Here is a 19,473-nt window from a genome sequence, read left to right as displayed (position 1 = left end):
CCATGGCATTTTCATGGGTGGGGTGGGGTCAAGGGTGAAGTCTGTCCGCTCGAAGGTCATCGCGGCAGGGCTGGTGATCGGCGTGGCCGGTGTCGGCGCCTGGCAGCTGCTCCCGGAGGAGGGCCGCGGCAGCGGGACCGCCCTGCGGGTCGGGACGAGCGACGTGGTCTCGTCCCTCGACCCCGCCGGGGCGTACGACGCCGGCTCCTGGGCCCTGTTCAGCAACGTGTACCAGTCGCTGCTGACCATCAAGACCGGCTCCGACACCCCGGTCCCGGATGCGGCCTCCGCCTGCAAGTTCACCGGCGCGCAGCTCACCACGTACCAGTGCGAGCTCCGCCCCGACCTGAAGTTCTCCAACGGGCGCGCCATCACCGCCGAGGACGTCAAGCACTCCTTCGACCGGATCAAGGCGATCAACTCCGACCAGGGTCCGGCGCCCCTCTTCAACACCCTGCGGTCGGTCAAGGCCGAGGGCCGCACCGTCACCTTCACGCTCTCCGCGCCGGACGCCACCTTCCCCTTCAAGATCGCGACGGGCGCCGCCTCGATCGTCGACAAGGAGAAGTACCCGGCCAAGACCCTCCGGGAGGGCGGCAAGGTCGACGGCTCCGGCCCCTTCACCCTCGGCGCGTACCAGGCCGCCGCCAGCGCCGAGCTCAAGCCGAACCCGGCCTACCGCGGCCAGTCCAAGCAGCCCGCCAAGACGGCCGTCACCGTCCGGTACTACAAGGACTCCGCCCAGCTCAACCAGGCCTGGAGCGACCACCAGATCGAGGTCGCCCACCGCGACATGCCGCCCGAGGTGCTCGCCGGGCTCAACCCGGGCCTGAAGGACACCAAGTACCAGGCCTCCGGCGGCTCCGAGACCCGCAGCATGGTCTTCAACGTCCGCCCCGGCTCCACGACCGCCCCGCTCGCCGTACGCCAGGCGATCGCCGCCGTCATCGACCGCTCCAAGGTGGCCGGCGAGATCCACCGCGGCACGGTCACCCCGCTCTACTCCCTCGTCCCGGCCGGCATCTCCGCGCACAGCACCCCGTTCTTCGACACGTACCCGGCGCCCAACGGCGCCACCGCGAAGAAGCTGTTCAAGGACGCCGGGATCACCGCCCCGGTCTCCCTCACCCTCGGCGTGAACACGCGCGGTCCGAACGTCGCGGAGGCCGACGAGATCGTGAAGCAGCTCACGGCCACCGGGCTCTTCCAGATCAAGATCAAGGCCGTCGACCAGTGGGCCGACTTCCAGAAGGCCTACGCGGCCGGTGAGTTCGACGCCTACACCATCGGCTGGATCGCCGACTTCCCGGACGCGGACAACTTCCTCGCCCCGCTCGTCGGCGCCGACTCCAGCATGAACAACGGCTTCTCGGACAAGGCCGTCGACGACCTCATCGCCCGGACCCAGTCCTTCTCGGACCGCGGCCAGGCCGCCGCCGAATTCCGCGAGCTCCAGAAGCTGGTCTCCCAGCACATCCCGATGCTGCCCATCTGGCAGAAGAAGGACTACGTCATGTCCCGAGAGTCCGTCTCCGGCGCCCAGTACCTCTCCGACGGCACCGGGGTCTGGCGCCTGTGGGAGCTCAACTGGCTGTAGCCGCTACGTGCCTGCCGGGAGCTATGCGCGGCCGGTGCCAGTGCCGGAGTCCGTGTCGGTGTCGGTGTCGGCCCCGGGGTCGAAGTCGGCATCCGGGTCGGAGGCGCGCTTCTTCTTCGACGCCACCGTCTGCGCCATCCCCGGCAGGAAGTCCGCGAACAGCTCGTGGACCTCGCGCACCAGCGGCCGCAGCACCCGGAACCGGGCCAGGACGATGCCCCGCGTCGTCAGCTGCGCGCCGCGCTCCGCGAGCCGCCGCGTCTTCTCGCTGTTCGGGGACCGGTCGAAGACCCAGTACAGGACGAGCCCCATCTGCGAGAGCCACATCAGCTCCGGCAGTACGTCGGCCAGTTCGGCCGGGACCTTCGTCTTCGCACCGGCCAGCACCTCGCGGTGCATGTCGATCGCCGTCTTGCGGGCGGGTTCCGATTCGGGGGAGAAGGGGCTGAGCGGGCTCTCCGGGTCCGCCGCGTTCTTGAAGAACTGCGAGGCGAACTCGTGGTACGGCGCCGCGATGTCCAGCCAGCTCGTCAGCACGCCCGCGAGCCGCTTCTGCAGATCGGTCTCGCTGTCCAGGATGGGCCGGACCGCAGCCAGGTGCGCGGCGCCGATCCGGTCGTAGAACCCCTGAACCAGGTGTTCCTTCGACGCGAAGTAGTAGTAGGCGTTGCCGACCGAGACCCCTGCCTCCTTGGCGATGGCCCGCATGGTCGTCTTGTCGAAGCCGCGCTCCTGGAAGAGACGGAGCGCGGTTTCGAGGATGAGCGTGCGGGTCTGCTCGCTCTTGGGAGCCTTCTGATCAGTCACGGTGTACGAGCCTATCCGGGTACGGAGCAGTGGTCGCCACAGGCCGGTGCCTCCGGCTCCGCTTCGCCCTCTGCCCCGGGCTCGGTCCGTACGGCCTGGCGCCATGCGGAGGCCGTGTACATGGCGGCCCGGGCGAAGGGCCGGCCCGCCGGGGTGGCGAGCCAGTTCGCCTTCGGCCGGTGCTCCGCCAGCGCCCACAGGCACACGATGAAGGCATCGGTCCCGGTCCACACCTGCCCCCCGTCCCCGATGACGGTGATCTCGCGGAGCGTCGACGCGTGGTCGAGCTGCGGGAACTTCCCCTGCGCCGCGAAGGACCCGGCCGGGATCAGCCGGAGCGGAACCAGCCAGCGCTGCCCGAGCAGCCAGTGCCGGATGTGCACGCAGAGCGGACAGTTGGCGTCGTACAGCACGGTCAGGTGCCGGGTCGCCTGCGCTGTCGTCGGCGTTGCCGTTGCCGTGGTCATCGCTCAGGCCCCGGCCGGAGCGGTCCACCCCTGCGGGGCGACCGGCGGGGTCAGCTGGCGCTCCATGATCCCGCGGCGGCGCATCTTGTTCAGCACCCACACGTTGCCGAGGTGCATGACGCCGAGGACCAGCAGGACGACACCGATCTTGACCGACAGGGCCTCGAAGAGCTCGCGGGCCGTTTCGATGCCGACGTCCGAGCGCAGGTAGAGCGTCACGAAGCCGATGTTGACGAGGTAGAACCCCACCACCAGGAGGTGGTTCACGGCGTCCGCGAGTTTCTCGTTCCCGTGCAGGACGTCGGCGATGAAGATGCGGCCGTTGCGGCTGAGCGTACGGGCGACCCAGACGGTCAGCCCGATGCTGATGAGCAGGTAGATGACGTATGCGACGACGGTGAGGTCCATGCCTCAGCCCCCCTTGAACGTGTTCAACTCGTTGGCAGGACTGACTGTAGACCTCTTTTTGAACAGGTTCAAGCGTTCTCGGTGCCGGTGACTTTCTCCAGCAGGTCCGGGTCCACGTACGGCGCCCCGCGCGTCGGCACCGACCGCCAGGCGAGGGGCCAGGTGGTCCCGGAGAGGGCGGGTACGCCGACGTAGGCGGAGGCGTTCCGGGTGCGGGAGGTGTACCGCTGCGTGTACGTCGGCCAAGTCCGGACGCGGGCGGTATGGGGCGGGAGCAGGAAGTACATCCACCGGTACCCGGTGAGCTCGTACACGATCGGCCCGGGGTCGTGGCTGCTGAGCCGACACAGGCTCTTGGCGACCTCTTCGCCGAGTTGCCCCTGGATCCGGACGGCATCGAAATGCACGCCGGCGAGCCGCAACTGGAATCCGGAGTCGGGCACCCAGTCGGGGGCCCATGGGGATGGCGGGATTTCCTCGTTCATACGGCAAGCGTTGTGGGCCCGGGCCTACGCTGAACAGTAGTCGCGCCGTTACGGGCAGCGAGGTGAGAGAGGCTGTGAGAGCCGATGACCGACCCTGTGAACCCGAGTGAACCGATGTCATCCGCGTTGCGGCGGGGACTGGGTGCGCAGATCCGTACCCTGCGCGAGAAACACGGGGTGTCACGCACCGAACTGGGCGGCCAGACCAACTTCTCGGGGTCGGCGATCGGAGCGTTCGAACGGGGTGACCGGACGATCGATCCGGGGATGGTGGTACGGCTCGACGAACTCCTCTCCGCCGACGGGCTGCTGAAGGCGGTGGTTCCGTACCTGGAGGAAGAGGAGCGGTACTCGCCGCAGTTCCGTAACTTCAGGCGCATCGAGGCGATGGCGGTGAGTCTGTGGGTGTACTGCACACACCGGATTCATGGGCTGCTCCAGACGGAGGCTTACGCCCGGACGCTCTTCGAGAACCACATTCCGGCTGTGTCGGACGCGGAGATCGAGCGACGCCTCGCGGGGCGAATGGACCGCCACAAGCTGTTCTACCGGGACCCGCGTCCCACGTTGTGCTTCGTGCTGGACGCCCCGTTTCTGCTTCGCAAGATCGGTGGGGAGGAGGTCTGGCGCGAGCAGCTCCAGCACCTGTTGGAGCTCTCGAAGCCGCCCAACGTGCGCATCCAGATCCTCCCCATGGAGTGTGAGGAGCCGGTCGGTGAACTCGGGCCGATGACGATCGCGGAGACACCGGACCGGCGCATGTTCGGGTACGTCGAGAGCCAAGGGCACAGCGCAGTGATCTCGCAGAAGGACGTGGTCAGCGAGATGATCCAACGCCATGCGAATATTCGGGGAGTTGCGCTGAGCCCCAAGGACTCGGCCCGGTGGATCAAGCAGCTGCTAGGAGAGCAATGAGCAACGAACTGGCGTGGTTCAAGAGCAGCTACAGCGGTGGCGACGGCGGCCAGTGCGTTGAGGTCGCCCTCACCTGGTTCAAGAGCAGCTACAGCGGCGGGGACGGCGGCGAGTGCGTTGAAGTGGCCCTCCCGTGGAGCAAGAGCAGCTACAGCGCGGGCGCCGGCGGCGAGTGCGTAGAGGTGGCGGGCTGTGCCTCGGCCGTGCACGTACGCGACTCCAAGGACGTCACGCGTCCGGCCTTCACGGTCGCCACAACCGCCTGGGCCGCCTTCACCGCCTCGCTGTAGCCGTTCAGCAGGGCGGAACGGGTCCCTCCCTCCTCAAATGCGGGCGGTCGGCCGAGAGGATCGCGGACTCGGGGCGGGGTAGCGGGGTGCCGTCGGGGTACAGGAGGGGGCCCCGGTCCAGGACGAGGCCCGTGTCGGCGCCGCGGCGGGTGGTGTTGGCGGCGGTGACGCGGTTCAGCGGGGCCGGGGTGAGGGTCTGGGTCTCGCGGATGTACGCGACGAAGCTCTCGAAGTCCCGCTGGTGGCGGTACGGGGCCTCGAAGCCGGTCAGCGCGCCGTAGCCGTCGTTCGCCAGGAAGGTGTACGAGGGGGCCGCGAGGCGGTAGGTGCCCGTGAGGCTGAGCGGGGCGCCGTCGATGAAGACCTCGGCCGGGTTCACGCGGTCGCCGACCCTGCCCAGGGTGTTGAAGGTGTAGCGCACGTTCTTGGAGACGGCGAGCGGCGCGAAGAGGAGTTCACCGCTGGCCGCCGTCGTCCACTGCTGCTCCAGCGCGTCGTGGATCTGCTGCCCGGACACCGTCGCGCTGACGATCGGGTCGCCGAAGCCGACGGCCCTCCAGGCGCGGCCGAAGGTGACGGCGCCGCCCGAGGCCGTATCGCGTACGAGATCGCCCGCGATCACGGCCTGGCCGACCCGCGGGGCGGCGGCCACCAGGGCGAACTGGGCGGGGACGTTGGGGTTGACGTTGGCGTCGTTCTCGGGGTCGGTCGGGCGGCGGCCCGCCCACAGGGCCCAGTCGGCGACGAGGTCGCCCATCGTGCTCTCGCCGGCGGTGTTGCGCGTACGGACGAACGATCCGGTCTGCTTGCCGATCTTGGAGGCGTCGCGGGCGGCGGCCTGGCCGGCCCAGTGGTCGACGACCTCCTTGAGGGCGGGGTCGGGGGTGACGTCGCGGGTGTTGGGGTGGTTCGTCGACACCGTCAGCTCGCGGACCACCTTGCCGGTGGCGGGGTCGAGGCGGAGGTTGATCTCGTTGATGAGCTGGCCGTAGCAGCCGGCTTCGACGAAGGGGCGGGGGACGCCGTTCGGGTCCGGGAGCATCATGTTGAACCGGGTGTGCCAGTGGCCGGTGACGATGGCGTCGATGTCGGGGGAGACGCGCAGCGCCAGGTCGAGGGCGGGGCCTGAGGGGTCGGCGCCGCTGTTGAAGTCGGCGCCGGCGACGGCTCCGTCGTGCATGCTCAGGACGATCGCGTTGACCCCCTGGGCCTTGAGCTGGGCCGCGCACCGGTCGGCGGTGGCCACCTCGTCGAGGGTGGCCAGGCCGGGCTGGTAGGAGCCGGGGAAGAGCTCGGCGCCGAGGGCGGTGAGGTGGATGAACCCGATCCGCAGCTCCTGCCCCGCGACCGTCCGTACCGTCTCGATGTTGTACGCGGGCAGGACGGGGCTGCTCTGGTCGGCGGTCCGGACGACGTTGGCGCTGAAGAAGCGGAAGGCGGCGCCGTGGAAGCGGGCGCCGGAGGAGTGAAGGTGGCGTCGAGGCCCTCGACGGTGAAGGGGACGCCCTGCTCCATGTGCCGTTGGAGGAAGGCCGGGGACTTGTCGAACTCGTGGTTCCCGGCGGTCGCGAAGTCGAGGCCCATGCGGTTCAGGGCCTCGATGGTGGGCTCGTCGGCGAAGGCGGCGGCGTCGAACTCCCAGCCGGAGAAGGCGTCTCCGGGGGTGAAGAAGAACGAGTTGGCGCGGTCGGCGCGCAGCCGGGCGAGGTGGGCGCCCATGTGGGCGACGCCGCCGACGGTGTACGTGCGTCCCCCGTTCCCGGTGATGGTGGCGTTGGTGCCGGGGGCGGCCTGGAGGTATCCGTGCAGGTCGGTGATGTTGAGGAGCTGGACGTCGACGTACTCGACGGCGGAGGCGGCGTCGCGCGCGTGCTCGGTGGCGTGGGCGGGGACCCCGGTGGCGAAGGTGGCTGCGGCGGTCCCCAAGGCGGTGAGGAAACCCCGCCGCCCGAGGTGGTGTGAACTCCGGTCCGGATGCGTGGTCTTGGCGAGCCTCGTCACGTGGGCATGGTCCCGCGGGACAGGTCCGGTGTCGATGCGCCGTGCCGGGCGCCGGTACGCGGGCCCGCGGCCGGATGGCGGGCCGGCGGGCCGGGTGGCAGCCTGGAGGAGAAGCCGTGGGGCCGGGCCGGGCCGCGGGCCGAAACGTACGGCTGCCCGGCATCGCCGCCACGGGAAACCACGGGAAAGCACTGTCCGCAATTCGCGGGAGGTGGACCTCCTTGAGCAGGCACGCTTCGCTCACCCGAACCGCTCTGGGCCTGGCCGTGGCCGGAGCCCTGTCGACCGTGCTCGTACCGGTTGCCGCAGCGCCGGCGACGGCCGTCACCTGCGACGCCGCGGCCAGTAGCCGGGCCCCGAGCAGCAGCAACGACACCGCCGTACGCAACGCGCTGATCTGCCTCATCAACGCCCAGCGCACCCAGCGGGGCCTGCCCGCCCTCACCGTGAACCAGGCCCTGACGAACGCGGCGCAGCAGCACTCGGCCGCCGCCGTGCAGCTGAAGTGGTGGGGGCCGGGCAAGGACTCGCACCGCAACCCGCAGACCGGTTCCACACCGCAGAGCCGCATCAAGGCCGCGGGCTACTGCCCGAACCCCAGGTCATGGGCCGTCGCCGAGATCACGTACACGGGCTGGGGCGGCTCGGGAACCCCGAAGGCCGCGGTCAACTGGTGGGTGAACGTCAGCACGTACGGCCACCGCCAGATCGTCCTGGACCCCTCGCTACGAGAGATCGGGGCCTGGGCCCAGCCGGGCGCGGCGGACCGCGCGGGAACCGGAGCGAGCCAGGCCGGAACCTACGTCGTGACGTTCGGCCGCTGCCAGCAGTGACCGGCTACGCCGGCGAGGTGCCGGCCGATGCCCGCATCGACGACCACCAGGCCCGGGGAGGGAGGGCGTGGTCGCCGATCGCCTTCTCCGAGCAGCGCCATGGCGGAGACTGCCTACGCCGCATGTGCGACGAAGCTGACGTGTGTGTCGTCCGCGTCGATCGACAGGTCGATCTTGGCGTCGAGGGCGCGAGCCAGCACATGGAGGAGGGCGACGTCGGGCGTGACGGCGCCGCCTTCGATGCGTTCGACCTCGGCTTCGGGCAGACGCGCACGTTGGGCGAGCTCGCGCTGTGTCAGGCCGAGGGCGCTGCGCCGGTCGTACACGGCCTGGCCCAGGGCGATGGCCGCTCCCGCCTCGACGTAGGCCGGGTCGGCCCGGTGCTCGTCCGGGATGTTCCACGTCGTGTGGTAGCCCTTGCTCACGGTTGCAACACGATACGTCGGCCGGGCGCGAGCCAGTACGTGATGCGTACCGCGTTCGTGTCCAAGGTGAAGCGCAGCTCGTGCACTGCCCCGTCGAGGTGCCGGGAGTAGGGCTCGCCAAGCGTCGTCGGGGCATCCGCGAGCCGGTCCGCGTGGCGTTCGACCACCCTGTAGTGCCGCACGGGCAGGTCTTCCAGCCACTCGCGGACCTCCGGTTCCACCTCAAGGAGCCAGCGTTCCGTCATGGGCGGAAGCGTAGGAGCGGGCCGGGAGGCCAGGGGGCCGGACGGGGGAGACTCAGCCGTTCGGGTGGTGGAGGAAGTCCAGGAGGAGGGCCGTGGTTTCCTCGGGGCGTTCGAGGGAGGGGAGGTGGCCGGCCCAGGGGAGTTCGATGTGGCGGGCACCCGGGATGCGGTGGGGGAGGGTGGCGGCGATGGCGCGGAAGTCCTCGACGTCGTGGGCGCCGCCTGCCGCGAGGGTCGGGGCCGTGATGGCTCCGAGATCGGTTTCGTGCTCCGGGAGTTCGTGGTGGGATTCGACGGCCTGCGCCACCTCGAAGATGCGGCCCTGCATGGTGCGGACCAGCGCACGGGCCGCCTCGTCCGCCGAGGGGCCGAGCCAGGTGTCCACCATCAGCTCCACCGCCCCCGCGACGTCCCCCGCTTCGAGCAGTGCGTCCTCCGCGTCGACGACCTTCTGCAGGGCCGGGCCGCGCTGCTGGGCCGGGACGGCCGGGCAGAGCAGGGCCAGTGCGGCCACCCGCTCCGGATGCCGCGACGCGATCCCGAGCGCGACGCGGCCGCCGTACGAGGATCCGGCGAAGGCGGCCCGTTCGACGCCCAGGGAGTCCAGCAGGTCCAGTACGTCGTCCTGGTCGCGGTAGGGCGCGACCGCCGCCGGCGAGTCCCCGCAGGTGCGGAAGTCGGCCCGGACGACCCGGAATCCGGCCTCGGCCAGCGGTCGCCACTGCGGCTCCCACATGCGGCGGTCGCAGACCGAGGAGTGGAGCAGGATCAGGGCCGGGCCGTCCGCCGGACCGGCCACGTCATGGGCAAGGAGGGGGTTCACGGGGTTCATGGAGTTCACGGGGTTCACGGAGGTCATGGAGTTCACGGAGGTCATGGGGAGAGCCTCTACGACGCGCGCCGCAACCGCCTGTGGTTATCCGGGGGCCGAAGGCCGGGGCGTTGTCAGAGGGGGGTCCTAGGCTTCTGGACATGGGAATGGTGACGTTCGTCGACGAGACGACCTCCGGCGGTCGCGCCGACGGCTGGGAGTTCGAGGTGGCCGAGGAGCGGCTCGCGCTGCGCGAGTTGATCCGACGCAGGGTCTTCCAGGAAGTGGCCGAGCGGCGCGCCGCCGGTCTGGTGAAACTGCCCGAACGGTCCGATGCCGAGCAGCAGGCCGAGACCGCGCTCACCGCCTTCCGGCGCAACGGGTTCCTCGTGCTCGTCGGGGACCGTCAGGTCACCGATCTCGACGAGGTCGTCGACCTGCCGCTCGGTACCGAGGTCACCTTCCTGAAGCTCGTCGCCCTGGTGGGTGGCTGACATGGCCAACCGGACCTACGCCGAAGCCGCGTACCGCGCCCTGGCGGACGAGAACGCCTCGGAGCTCGCCACCGCGCTGCTGAAGGCGGCCATCCACTACAGCGGCCACTGGCAGACCAACAAGGAGGCGGCGGAGCTCCTCGCCGCCGTACGGGCCCGGCCCGCCACGTTCCGCCGAAGCCTGATGGACGCGCTCGTCGAGGCCGTCCGCGCGCTCGCGGAGGACTCCCCGGCGCGGGACAACGCCCTGGGCATCGCCGCCGCCGTCGGGCGGGGCCTGACCGCCGGCGACGACCCGATCGCGGCCGAGCGGCGCGCGAAGTTCGACGAGATCGGCCGTCAGGGCACGCTCAGCTACCACGGCTGGGTGGCGGAGTTGGTCCTCGCCGAGCTGGACGCGGGCCGCCCGGTCCCGCCGGCCGCCGTCGCCGCCGTGCGCCGCACCGCGCTGGGCACGTACGGCTACCGGCCGTTCGTCGAGCTCGCCCCCCGGCTGACGGAGCCCGTGCTCAACATCGGCGAGCCCTGGGCGGACCGGGCGCTGGCGGACGGGGAGCGCTGGCACGTCCTCCTCGCGCACGTACTGACCGCGACGGCCGCCAAACCGACCGCCAAGTGGGAGAAGACCGGCCGGGCGCTGGTCAAGGAGGCGGGGGAGGACGAGGTGCGCGAGCGGCTGCTCGGCTGGCTCCGGCTCGTCGGCGCGCCCCGCACCCACACCCTGGACGAGGACCGGTACGGGCCGAACCCGAACGACACGTACGACGGGTACAACGCCAACGCCCTGCGCGGCCTGGCCTGGCTGCTGTCCTTCCTGCCCCCGCACCCGGACACCGCGCGGGCGCTCGGCGCGCTCGTCGAGACCTCGCTGCGCAAGGTCGCGGGACTCGGCCCGCGGGGCCCCAAGGTGGCCAACGCCGGTGTCACCGCCCTCTCCCGTATCGACAGCGAAGCCGCCCTGGCCGAGCTGGCCCGGCTGGCCACCCGCGTGACCTTCAAGGGCACCCTCAAGATGCTGGACTCGGCCCTGGAGGCGCGGGCCGTCGCGCTCGGGCTGAGCCGGGAGGAGATCGAGGAGCTCGCCGTGCCTGCGTACGGACTGACGGGCGTCGGGCGGGCCGAGTACGCGCTGGGCGGGACCACCGCCCTCGTGGAGGTCCGCGGAGCCAAGGCGGCGCTGTCCTGGCGCAGCGCTGCCGGCAAGGCGGTCAAGAGCGTGCCGGCCGCCGTGCGCCGCGACCACGCCGAGGAGCTGAAGGAGCTCAAGGCCGCCGTCAAGGACATCGACAAGATGCTCGGGGCGCAGGCCGAGCGGCTGGACCGGCAGTTCCTCGCCCGGCGCACCTGGCCGTACGGGAAGTGGCGCGAGCGGTACGTCGACCACCCCCTGGTCGGGACCCTGGCCCGCCGCCTGCTCTGGGCGGTGGACGGCACCCCGGTCGGCTTCGCCGACGGCGAGCTGCGCACCCTCGCCGGCACCCCGGTCACCGAGGGCGCCGAGGTGACCCTCTGGCACCCCATCGACCGCGAGCCGGCCGAGGTCGCGGCATGGCGGGACTGGCTCGAACGGCACGGCATCACGCAGCCGTTCAAGCAGGCCCACCGCGAGGTGTACCCGCTGACCGACGCCGAGCTGCGCACCGGTACGTACTCGAACCGCTTCGCCGCGCACTACCTGCGTCAGCACCAGTTCCACTCGCTGGCCGCCGTCCGGGGCTGGCGCAACAAGCTGCGCCTCGCCGTGGACGACAGCGCGCCGCCCGCCGTCCGCGAGCTGCCGCAGTGGGGGCTGCGCGCCGAGTACTGGATCGAGGGCGACGGCGGTGACGACCACGACTACAACGACATCACCGACTCGGGCAGCTTCCTGCGGCTGCGCACCGACCAGGTGCGCTTCTACCCGATCGGCGCCCCGGAGAACCTGGCGCACACCTGTGGCGGCGAGTACACGATGTGGCTCCGGGGCGGCGAGGCCCCGGTCGATCCGGTGCCGCTGACCGAGGTCCCCGCGCTCGTGCTCAGCGAAGTCCTGCGCGATGTGGACCTGTTCGTCGGCGTGGCCAGCGTCGGCAACGACCCGACGTGGCAGGACGGCGGCCCCGAGGGCCGCTTCCACGACTACTGGAACGCGTACGGCTTCGGCGATCTGAGCCAGACCGCCGAGACCCGCCGGCTCCTGCTGGAGCGGCTGGTCCCGAGGCTCGCCATCGCCGACCGGTGCCGTATCGAGGGACGGTTCCTGCACGTACGGGGCGAGCTGCGCGCGTACCGGATCCACCTCGGGTCGGGGAACATCCTCATGGACCCGGGCGACCAGTACCTGTGCATCGTGCCGGCGGGGCGCACGGCCTCCGGGACGGAGACCGGGTACCTGCCCTTCGAGGGGGACAGGACGCTCGCGCTGATCCTCAGCAAGGCGATGATGCTGGCGGACGACACCGGCATCACCGACCCGACGATCACCCGTCAGATACTGAGCGAACGGGCGTAGTTGATCTGCTGCATCACCCACGGGTAGGTGCTCGCGTCGACCGCCGGGATCATCGTGGAGTGGTGGCGGCCGCCGCTGGTGACGGTGACCTGGATGTAGCCGGTGGTGGTCTTCTCCTTCATGAGGAGGAAGAGCAGACCGAGCAGGCAGAACAGGAAGAAGATGACCGCGAGCACGATGGCGTGCGCCGGGATCTTCGTCTCGGTGCGGGAGAGGTCCGAGGCGTTCCACATCGCGCCCTTGAGCGGCATCGGGCCCGAGGGAGTCATGATCTGGTCCCCGGCGATGGTGATGTCGCCGAGGGCCAGCCCGGACCCGCCGCCATAGGCCGGAGGCTGCACGGGCGGCATCATCGGGGGCTGCCCGGGGGCCGGAATGCCGGCGCCGCCGACGGTCGGCTGGTACCCGGGCGCGGGCGGTGTGGCCGGGTACCCGTACCCGGGAGTCCCCGGAGCCGCCGGATACCCCTGCGGGTATCCATAACCCGGGCCCCCTGGGGCCCCGTTGTCACCTGAGTACGGATTCGGCTGCTGCTCGCTCATGCGCTCGATCTTTCCACAGCCTCGCCCGACCTCGTACCCCGGTCAGGAGAGCTCGCTGTCTTCGCTTTCGGGCTTGCGCCGCGCGGCGGTGAGGACCGCGGCCACGTCCAGGGTCACCTTGGCGCCGATCGACTCGGGGAGGGTGACGAGCTCACCGGGGCGTGGACGCGGTGGGTGGCGTACTCGTCCTGGGCCGGATCGGTGATCACCCGAACGGGCGAGGGCCCCGCCCCCCGGTGGAAACCGGTGAGCGGGGCCCTCGTACGAACGCGGACCGCCAGGTCAGAAGCGGCGCGTGATCAGCGCGCGCTTGACTTCCTGGATCGCCTTCGTGACCTCGATGCCGCGGGGGCACGCGTCGGTGCAGTTGAAGGTCGTGCGGCAGCGCCACACGCCGTCCTTGTCGTTCAGGATCTCCAGCCGCTGCTCGCCGGCCTCGTCACGCGAGTCGAAGATGAAGCGGTGGGCGTTGACGATCGCCGCCGGGCCGAAGTACTGCCCGTCGTTCCAGAACACCGGGCACGACGAGGTGCACGCCGCGCACAGGATGCACTTCGTGGTGTCGTCGAACCGCTCGCGGTCCTCCGCCGTCTGCAGACGCTCACGCGTCGGCTCGTTCCCGTTGGTGACGAGGAACGGCATGACGTCGCGGTACGCCTGGAAGAAGGGCTCCATGTCGACGACAAGGTCCTTCATCACCGTGAGGCCCTTGATGGCCTCGACCGTGATCGGCTTCTCCGGGTTGATGTCCTTGATCAGCGTCTTGCAGGCGAGCCTGTTCTTGCCGTTGATCCGCATCGCGTCGGAACCGCAGATGCCGTGCGCGCACGACCGGCGGAAGGTCAGCGTGCCGTCGAGGTCCCACTTGATCTTGTGGAGACCGTCGAGCACGCGCTCCTTCGGGTCGATCTCGATCTGGAAGTCCTGCCACTGCGCCTCGTCCGAGATCTCGGGGTTGAAGCGGCGGATCCGGAAGGTGACCGTGATGAACGGGGAGGCCGCAGCCGCCTCTTCCATCTTTTCCAGGGTGGGGGTAGCCATCAGTACTTACGCTCCATCGGCTGGTAGCGGGTCGTGACGACCGGCTTGTAATCGAGCCGGACCGAGTCCGAGCCGTCGGCTCCGACCTCGCGGTACGCCATGGTGTGGCGCATGAAGTTGACGTCGTCGCGGTTCGGGTAGTCCTCGCGGTAGTGACCGCCGCGGGACTCCTTGCGCGCGAGCGCGGACACGGCCATGACCTCGGCCAGGTCGAGCAGGTTGCCCAGCTCGATGGCCTCCAGCAGGTCCGTGTTGAAGCGCTTGCCCTTGTCCTGGACGGACACGTTCTTGTAGCGCGCGCGCAGCTCCGCGATCTTCTCGACCGCGGTCTTGATGGTCTGCTCCGTACGGAACACCATCACGCAGGCGTCCATCGTCTCCTGGAGCTCCAGGCGCAGGTCGGCGACCCGCTCCTTGCCCGTGGAGTTGCGCAGGTGCTCGACCAGGTCGACGACCTGCTGCGCCGGGTTCTCGGGGAGCTCGACGTAGTCGTTCTCCTGCGAGTACTCCGCCGCGGCGATGCCGGAGCGCTTGCCGAACACGTTGATGTCCAGCAGCGAGTTGGTGCCGAGACGGTTGGCGCCGTGCACGGAGACGCAGGCGACCTCGCCGGCCGCGTACAGGCCCGGGACGACGGTGGTGTTGTCCGACAGGACCTCACCCTGGACGTTCGTCGGGATGCCGCCCATGGCGTAGTGCGCGGTGGGCTGGATCGGGATCGGGTCCGTGTACGGCTCGATGCCCAGGTACGTACGCGCGAACTCGGTGATGTCCGGGAGCTTCGCGTCGAGCTGCTCCGGCGGCAGGTGCGTCAGGTCCAGGTACACGTGGTCACCGGCCGGACCGCAGCCGCGGCCCTCGCGGATCTCGGTGTAGATGGAGCGCGAGACGACGTCACGGGACGCGAGGTCCTTCATGACCGGCGCGTACTTCTCCATGAAGCGCTCGCCGTCCTTGTTGCGGAGGATGCCGCCCTCACCGCGGGCGCCCTCCGTCAGCAGGATGCCCATGCGCCAGATGCCCGTCGGGTGGAACTGGAAGAACTCCATGTCCTCCAGCGGCAGGCCGCGGCGGTAGCAGGCCGCCTGGCCGTCACCCGTGAGGGTGTGCGCGTTGGAGGTCACCTTGAAGAACTTGCCGGTGCCGCCGGAGGCGTAGATGACGGCCTTGGCCTGGAACACGTGGATCTCGCCGGTGGCGAGCTCGTACGCGACCACACCGGCCGACTTCTTGACGCCGTCCTCCTCGACGAGGAGCTGGTCCAGGACGTAGAACTCGTTGAAGAACTCCACGCCCTCCTTGACGCAGTTCTGGTACAGCGTCTGGAGGATCATGTGGCCGGTGCGGTCCGCGGCGTAGCAGGACCGGCGGACCGGGGCCTCGCCGTGGTTGCGCGAGTGGCCGCCGAAGCGGCGCTGGTCGATGGTGCCGTCCGGCGTGCGGTTGAACGGCAGGCCCATCTTCTCCAGGTCGAGGACGGCGTCGATGGCCTCCTTCGCCAGGATCTCGGCGGCGTCCTGGTCGACCAGGTAGTCACCGCCCTTGACCGTGTCGAAGGTGTGCCACTCCCAGTTGTCCTCCTCCACGTTCGCCAGCGCGGCGGCCATGCCGCCCTGCGCGGCGCCCGTGTGGGAGCGGGTGGGGTAGAGCTTCGTCAGCACGGCGGTGCGGCTGCGCTTCGTCGACTCGATGGCGGCACGCATGCCCGCGCCACCTGCGCCGACGATGACGGTGTCGTACTTGTGGATCTTCATCTTGTTTCGCCTCAGCCCCGTTGCCTAGCGGATGTTCGGGTCGAAGGTGAAGATCACCAGCGTGCCCAGAAGGATGGTGAACACCGTGGCGGTGTAGAGCAGGCCCTTCAGCCACAGCCGCGTGTTGGCGCGCTCCGCGTAGTCGTTGATGACGGTACGCAGACCGTTGGCGCCGTGCAGCATGGCGAGCCACAGCATCAGCAGGTCCCAGACCTGCCAGAACGGGGACGCCCAGCGGCCGGCCACGAAGGCGAAGCCGATCTTGGAGACGCCGCCGTCCAGCACCAGCTGGATCAGCAGGTGGCCGAGTACGAGTACGACGAGGACGACGCCCGAGAGGCGCATGAACAGCCAGGCGGCCATCTCGAAGTTGCCGCGGGTCGAGCGCGGCGTCTTGCCCGTGCGCTTGCGCGGGGCCTCGATGTACGGCGCCGGGTTGTCGACGTCGTAGAGGCTTACGCCCTCCACGTCGCCGATGGCCTGGGCGGAAGAAGTGTCAGAAGACATGAGTGTCACTTCCCGAACAGTTCGGCAGCTGCGTGGCCCAGGACGGGGTACAGGGCCCCGATCATCAGGATGATCCAGACGATCATGACGCCCCAGAGCATCTGCTTCTGGAGACGGGGGCCCTTGGACCAGAAGTCCACGGCGATCACACGGAGACCGTTGAGCGCGTGGAAGAGGATGGCGGCCACGAGGCCGTACTCCAGCAGCGCGACGATCGGAGTCTTGTAGGTAGCCACGACATCGTCGTACGCCTCGGGGGAGACGCGGACGAGAGCGGTGTCGAGGACGTGTACGAACAGGAAGAAGAAGATGAGGACGCCGGTGACTCGATGAGCCACCCAGGACCACATTCCTTCCCGGCCGCGGTACAACGTTCCAGCCGGCACGGAAAACCCTCCGGAAGCGGGGCGGGGGCCAGCCGGCTTCTTTGTCGGTCGGGCCCGGCCGGGTACGGTCCTCCGGCCCCGGACATCGTAGCGACGCTTTGTCGGTTCCCTCGCGCCGGGTCCATCGGTGTGATCAAACAGGCACGGACGGACTATCCCACAGGGGCGAATAGCCCGGAATTCGCAGCGGATACACCGTCTGGGGAGGTCAGCCAATGTGTCAGGTCGGCGAGCCGCACCTGGGCGAGGCGGCGCAGCTCGTCCGCCGAGATCGACCGCTCCTCGTCCGCCTCCAGCTCCATGCGGCGCCGGATCGCGGCCAGCAGCTGGTCCGCCTGCTCCTCCGGCGGGTGCCCGTCCAGGCAGATCACGAAGGCGTGGCCGAACTTGCGCTCGTACTCCGCGTGCGCGGCGTCGAGCGCCAGGAGCGCGGCGTACGAGGCCCCGTGGTCCAGTTCCACCGGGAACTCCGAGGCCAGCGCCTCGCTCAGGTCCGCCTGGGAGAGGTCGTACGAGGCCTCGTCGGCGGCGGCCAGCAGCGCGCCCGGATCCGGGTACGGTCGGTGGGCGGCCACCCGCTGCGCCCAGCGCCGGCTCCCGCAGCAGTGCAGCAGCACGGCCTCGGCGGCTTCGGGGGAGAGGGCGTTGAACCGCGCCAGTCCGGAGCCGGGGGAGGGATCGGAGCTGCCGCGGGCCTGTGCCGGAAGGTGGCTGGACAGCGGGGGGCTCCTCGGGGCGTGGCGCGGGTGTACCGCCACGCTAGCGACGCCGGGCCGGGTGTGTCGTACAGATCCGAGCTTTTCGCCCGGAAGTGAGCCGAAAGGATGACGGGCGTGGCGAGGAAACAGCCTGGTGGGGGAGAGGGGAAGACGACCGAGGCCGCCACCCCCCACAGGAGAGGCCCCGGTCGCCGTCCGTACGGGCTCGTGCGACAAGCCCGTACCCCTGTCAGCGCCGCGAGTGCGTTTTGTGTCACACCCCGCTTCGCGCACGATTGGTTGCTCCCCGTACAACTCGTGGACGAAGGTACTTGAAAGCCGTAACGTGCTGATTTGCGCCACAGGTACAGGACAGTGAAACGGTTGGGGACTTTGCTGGGGGACGACGCGGAGCTGACCGCCGCGGTGCTCGCGGCACAGGGCGGCGACGAGAGCGCTTTCCGTACTGTGTACCGCGCCGTGCACCCGCGCCTGCTCGGTTACATACGCACGCTCGTCGGCGACGGCGACGCGGAGGACGTGACTTCGGAGGCGTGGCTGCAGATCGCCCGCGACCTCGACTCCTTCACCGGCGACGCCGACCGCTTCCGCGGCTGGGCCGCCCGCATCGGCCGCAACCGGGCCCTCGACCACATCCGCATGCGCGGACGACGTCCCGCCATCGGCGGCGACGAGACCGAGCTGACGGGCCGCGCCGCCGACAGCGACACCGCCGGCGAGGCGATGGAGGCCCTGTCGACCGGCCGGACCATGGCACTGATCGCCCAGCTTCCGCAGGACCAGGCCGAGGCCGTGGTGCTCCGGGTCGTCGTCGGCCTCGACGCGAAGAGCGCGGCCGAGACCCTGGGCAAGCGGCCCGGGGCCGTACGCACCGCGGCCCATCGGGGCCTGAAGAAACTGGCAGAGCTGCTCGGCTCGGAGGGCGGCTTCGCGCCCGAGCCGGATCCGGGCGCGGACCCGGCGGGGCCGGTCGGCCATAATGCCGGTGGCCAGGCGCGGGACGGCGGGGGCGGGAGGGATCTCGACGCCGTACCCGCTCAGCGCGGCCGGGGCGGTGGTCTCGTACAGCAAACCGGTGTGACGCATTCACGTTGGCGGACGCAGAAGGACATGTGATGGCCGACGAGCGCAACAGGTGGCTGGACCAGGCCGCGGCGGAACGAGTGCTGCGCGGCGGCCAGGCCGTACCTGGCGGCGACCGGAGCGCCCGCGAGGCGGAGGCCCGGCTCAGAGCCGCCCTCGACATGCTGGCCGGGCCGCAGCCGTGCGCCGGGGTGGAACTGCCCGGCGAGGCCGCCGCGGTGGCCGCCTTCCGCGCGGCGCGCGCCGAGGCCGGGGCTCAGGCGGTGTCCGGGGCGTCGACGGTCTCCGGGGCTCCGGCGCTTCCCGGGATGCCTTCGCCGGCCGGCGGCGACACCTCCCCCCTCGTGGAACTCGGCAGGATCCTCCCCCTCGCCGCCCCTGTGTCCACGGCGCGGCGCAGCCGCCCGGTGCGGTTCGGACTCGTCGCCGCGCTGGCGGGCGTCGCCGTCGGAGGCCTGGCGGTCGCCGCGGGGGCCGGCCTGCTGGACCGGAGCACCCACGACTCGGCGGGTCCCGTACCGGCGGTGTCCCTCAGCGCAGACGAGAACCCGTCGCCGCCCGGCGACACCGGGGGCCCGACCCCGGGCCCGCAGCTGCGGCCCACTCCGTTCCGGGGCGCCGACGGCGTACAGCCCACCCCGGGCGGCGGGTCGACGCCCGGCGGCCTGGACTCGGGCGCGCCGCAGGGATTCGGAACCGGAACGGGAACCGGCCCCGACGCGGCGTCCGGCGGCGGCGCCGACAAGGACGGCAGCGACCCCGAGGGCACGAAGGGCGGCATGGACGCGCTCGCGGGCGGGACCACCTCGCTGAAGGACGGGCAGACCCGCATCAAGGCGGTGGACCTGTGCGAGGCCTACCGCTCGGGGCAGATGACCTCGGACCGCCGCGAGAAGCTCTCGAAGCTGGCGAAGGGCCTCGCCCGCATCCCGCACTTCTGCGAGGACCTGCTCGACGGACCGGCCAGGAGCACCACCCCGACCGTTCCGCGCGGTTCGGACATCGGGGGCGACGTACTCAAGGCGCCGACGCTCGCCCCGGCCAGCCCGGGCATGTCCGCGCCGGCCCGCCTGCCGTCGCGCTGAAGGTCCGAAAGCCCGAAAGCCCGAAAGCCCGACGGCTGTTTCCGGCCATCCTTCGGGTGGTCTTCGGACGGTCCGTACGGGCTCACC

23 protein-coding genes are annotated in these 19,473 nt (G+C 70.5%); 8 read left to right on the top strand and 15 right to left on the bottom strand.

The genetic code is table 11. The features are described from left to right. Positions 1–34: 34 nt before the first annotated feature. Entirely contained in the window at positions 35–1,597 is a 1,563-nt protein-coding gene (locus ACIQU4_RS04265; protein WP_403725524.1) for an ABC transporter substrate-binding protein, read from the top strand. Positions 1,598–1,618: 21 nt separating this feature from the next. Here the strand turns inward: ACIQU4_RS04265 and ACIQU4_RS04260 are convergent, their stop codons facing one another. The 4 genes from ACIQU4_RS04260 to ACIQU4_RS04245 form a co-directional block, all read right to left on the bottom strand. Further along, a complete protein-coding gene (locus ACIQU4_RS04260; RefSeq protein WP_403725522.1) occupies positions 1,619–2,404 on the bottom strand; it encodes a TetR/AcrR family transcriptional regulator in 786 nt (261 codons plus the stop codon). Positions 2,405–2,415: 11 nt separating this feature from the next. Next, positions 2,416–2,871, bottom strand: a complete 456-nt coding sequence (locus ACIQU4_RS04255) for a thiol-disulfide oxidoreductase DCC family protein (protein WP_403725519.1) — start codon at positions 2,869–2,871, stop codon at positions 2,416–2,418. Between the two features lie 3 nt (positions 2,872–2,874). Next, on the bottom strand, positions 2,875–3,279 hold the full coding sequence (locus ACIQU4_RS04250; RefSeq protein WP_403725517.1) for a hypothetical protein: 405 nt from the start codon (positions 3,277–3,279) through the stop codon (positions 2,875–2,877). Positions 3,280–3,347: 68 nt separating this feature from the next. Then, entirely contained in the window at positions 3,348–3,764 is a 417-nt protein-coding gene (locus tag ACIQU4_RS04245) for a hypothetical protein (protein ID WP_403725515.1), read from the bottom strand. Between the two features lie 84 nt (positions 3,765–3,848). Between ACIQU4_RS04245 and ACIQU4_RS04240 the strand changes: the two genes are divergently transcribed. After that, positions 3,849–4,679 carry a Scr1 family TA system antitoxin-like transcriptional regulator gene (locus ACIQU4_RS04240; RefSeq protein ID WP_403725512.1) on the top strand — a complete coding sequence of 277 codons (831 nt, stop codon included), beginning with the start codon at positions 3,849–3,851 and terminating at the stop codon, positions 4,677–4,679. Next, the gene (locus ACIQU4_RS04235) at positions 4,676–4,969 is read left to right on the top strand and encodes a DUF397 domain-containing protein (RefSeq protein WP_403725509.1); all 294 of its coding nucleotides are present in this window, start codon (positions 4,676–4,678) and stop codon (positions 4,967–4,969) included. Before ACIQU4_RS04240 ends, ACIQU4_RS04235 begins: the two co-directional genes overlap by 4 nt. Positions 4,970–4,973: 4 nt before the next feature. Here the strand turns inward: ACIQU4_RS04235 and ACIQU4_RS04230 are convergent, their stop codons facing one another. After that, positions 4,974–6,215 carry a 5'-nucleotidase C-terminal domain-containing protein gene (locus ACIQU4_RS04230; protein WP_403725506.1) on the bottom strand — a complete coding sequence of 414 codons (1,242 nt, stop codon included), beginning with the start codon at positions 6,213–6,215 and terminating at the stop codon, positions 4,974–4,976. Further along, the gene (locus tag ACIQU4_RS04225; protein ID WP_403725503.1) at positions 6,152–6,970 is read right to left on the bottom strand and encodes a hypothetical protein; all 819 of its coding nucleotides are present in this window, start codon (positions 6,968–6,970) and stop codon (positions 6,152–6,154) included. The genes ACIQU4_RS04230 and ACIQU4_RS04225 overlap by 64 nt, the downstream gene beginning before the upstream one ends. A gap of 221 nt (positions 6,971–7,191) precedes the next feature. On the opposite strand from ACIQU4_RS04225, the gene ACIQU4_RS04220 reads away from it, so the two are divergent. Continuing rightward, positions 7,192–7,803: a CAP domain-containing protein gene (locus ACIQU4_RS04220; protein WP_403725500.1), complete on the top strand. Its 612-nt coding sequence runs from the start codon at positions 7,192–7,194 to the stop codon at positions 7,801–7,803. 113 nt (positions 7,804–7,916) lie between these two features. Here the strand turns inward: ACIQU4_RS04220 and ACIQU4_RS04215 are convergent, their stop codons facing one another. From ACIQU4_RS04215 to ACIQU4_RS04205, 3 genes are read right to left on the bottom strand one after another with little or no spacing between them, the layout of a single operon-like run. Further along, on the bottom strand, positions 7,917–8,228 hold the full coding sequence (locus tag ACIQU4_RS04215; RefSeq protein WP_403725497.1) for a helix-turn-helix domain-containing protein: 312 nt from the start codon (positions 8,226–8,228) through the stop codon (positions 7,917–7,919). Then, on the bottom strand, positions 8,225–8,473 hold the full coding sequence (locus ACIQU4_RS04210; RefSeq protein WP_403725494.1) for a type II toxin-antitoxin system RelE/ParE family toxin: 249 nt from the start codon (positions 8,471–8,473) through the stop codon (positions 8,225–8,227). The genes ACIQU4_RS04215 and ACIQU4_RS04210 overlap by 4 nt, the downstream gene beginning before the upstream one ends. 52 nt (positions 8,474–8,525) lie before the next feature. Further along, the gene (locus ACIQU4_RS04205) at positions 8,526–9,350 is read right to left on the bottom strand and encodes an alpha/beta fold hydrolase (RefSeq protein WP_403725491.1); all 825 of its coding nucleotides are present in this window, start codon (positions 9,348–9,350) and stop codon (positions 8,526–8,528) included. A gap of 95 nt (positions 9,351–9,445) precedes the next feature. Here ACIQU4_RS04205 and ACIQU4_RS04200 point away from each other — a divergent pair, with 95 nt between their 5' ends. Next, entirely contained in the window at positions 9,446–9,778 is a 333-nt protein-coding gene (locus ACIQU4_RS04200) for a hypothetical protein (RefSeq protein ID WP_403725488.1), read from the top strand. Position 9,779: 1 nt separating this feature from the next. After that, positions 9,780–12,269 (top strand): DUF4132 domain-containing protein, encoded by a 2,490-nt coding sequence (locus ACIQU4_RS04195; RefSeq protein ID WP_403725485.1) that lies wholly within the window; start codon positions 9,780–9,782, stop codon positions 12,267–12,269. On the opposite strand, the gene ACIQU4_RS04190 is transcribed toward ACIQU4_RS04195, so the two are convergent. The 6 genes from ACIQU4_RS04190 to ACIQU4_RS04165 form a co-directional block, all read right to left on the bottom strand. Beyond that, positions 12,245–12,811 carry a hypothetical protein gene (locus tag ACIQU4_RS04190; protein WP_403725482.1) on the bottom strand — a complete coding sequence of 189 codons (567 nt, stop codon included), beginning with the start codon at positions 12,809–12,811 and terminating at the stop codon, positions 12,245–12,247. The genes ACIQU4_RS04195 and ACIQU4_RS04190 overlap by 25 nt on opposite strands. Before the next feature lie 282 nt (positions 12,812–13,093). Further along, positions 13,094–13,852: a succinate dehydrogenase iron-sulfur subunit gene (locus ACIQU4_RS04185; RefSeq protein WP_403725479.1), complete on the bottom strand. Its 759-nt coding sequence runs from the start codon at positions 13,850–13,852 to the stop codon at positions 13,094–13,096. Next, on the bottom strand, positions 13,852–15,606 hold the full coding sequence (gene sdhA / locus ACIQU4_RS04180; protein ID WP_403725476.1) for a succinate dehydrogenase flavoprotein subunit: 1,755 nt from the start codon (positions 15,604–15,606) through the stop codon (positions 13,852–13,854). The genes ACIQU4_RS04185 and sdhA overlap by 1 nt, the downstream gene beginning before the upstream one ends. A 24-nt stretch (positions 15,607–15,630) precedes the next feature. After that, a complete protein-coding gene (locus tag ACIQU4_RS04175; protein ID WP_403725473.1) occupies positions 15,631–16,113 on the bottom strand; it encodes a succinate dehydrogenase hydrophobic membrane anchor subunit in 483 nt (160 codons plus the stop codon). A gap of 5 nt (positions 16,114–16,118) precedes the next feature. Beyond that, positions 16,119–16,499, bottom strand: a complete 381-nt coding sequence (gene sdhC, locus ACIQU4_RS04170) for a succinate dehydrogenase, cytochrome b556 subunit (RefSeq protein WP_078988574.1) — start codon at positions 16,497–16,499, stop codon at positions 16,119–16,121. A 152-nt stretch (positions 16,500–16,651) separates the two neighbouring features. Next, positions 16,652–17,257 (bottom strand): 2-oxo-4-hydroxy-4-carboxy-5-ureidoimidazoline decarboxylase, encoded by a 606-nt coding sequence (locus ACIQU4_RS04165; protein ID WP_403725470.1) that lies wholly within the window; start codon positions 17,255–17,257, stop codon positions 16,652–16,654. Positions 17,258–17,590: 333 nt separating this feature from the next. Between ACIQU4_RS04165 and ACIQU4_RS04160 the strand changes: the two genes are divergently transcribed. Together ACIQU4_RS04160 and ACIQU4_RS04155 are read left to right on the top strand one after the other, a co-directional pair. After that, positions 17,591–18,334, top strand: coding sequence for an RNA polymerase sigma factor (locus ACIQU4_RS04160; protein ID WP_403726002.1), 744 nt, complete (start codon positions 17,591–17,593; stop codon positions 18,332–18,334). Next, positions 18,334–19,386, top strand: a complete 1,053-nt coding sequence (locus ACIQU4_RS04155; RefSeq protein ID WP_403725468.1) for a hypothetical protein — start codon at positions 18,334–18,336, stop codon at positions 19,384–19,386. Before ACIQU4_RS04160 ends, ACIQU4_RS04155 begins: the two co-directional genes overlap by 1 nt. The last annotated feature ends 87 nt before the right edge of the window (positions 19,387–19,473 follow it).

It is taken from the genome of Streptomyces sp. NPDC090741 (assembly GCF_044769045.1).
In the GTDB taxonomy this organism is placed as follows: Bacteria; Actinomycetota; Actinomycetes; order Streptomycetales; family Streptomycetaceae; genus Streptomyces.
This window is presented reverse-complemented; position numbering and strand designations above follow the sequence as displayed.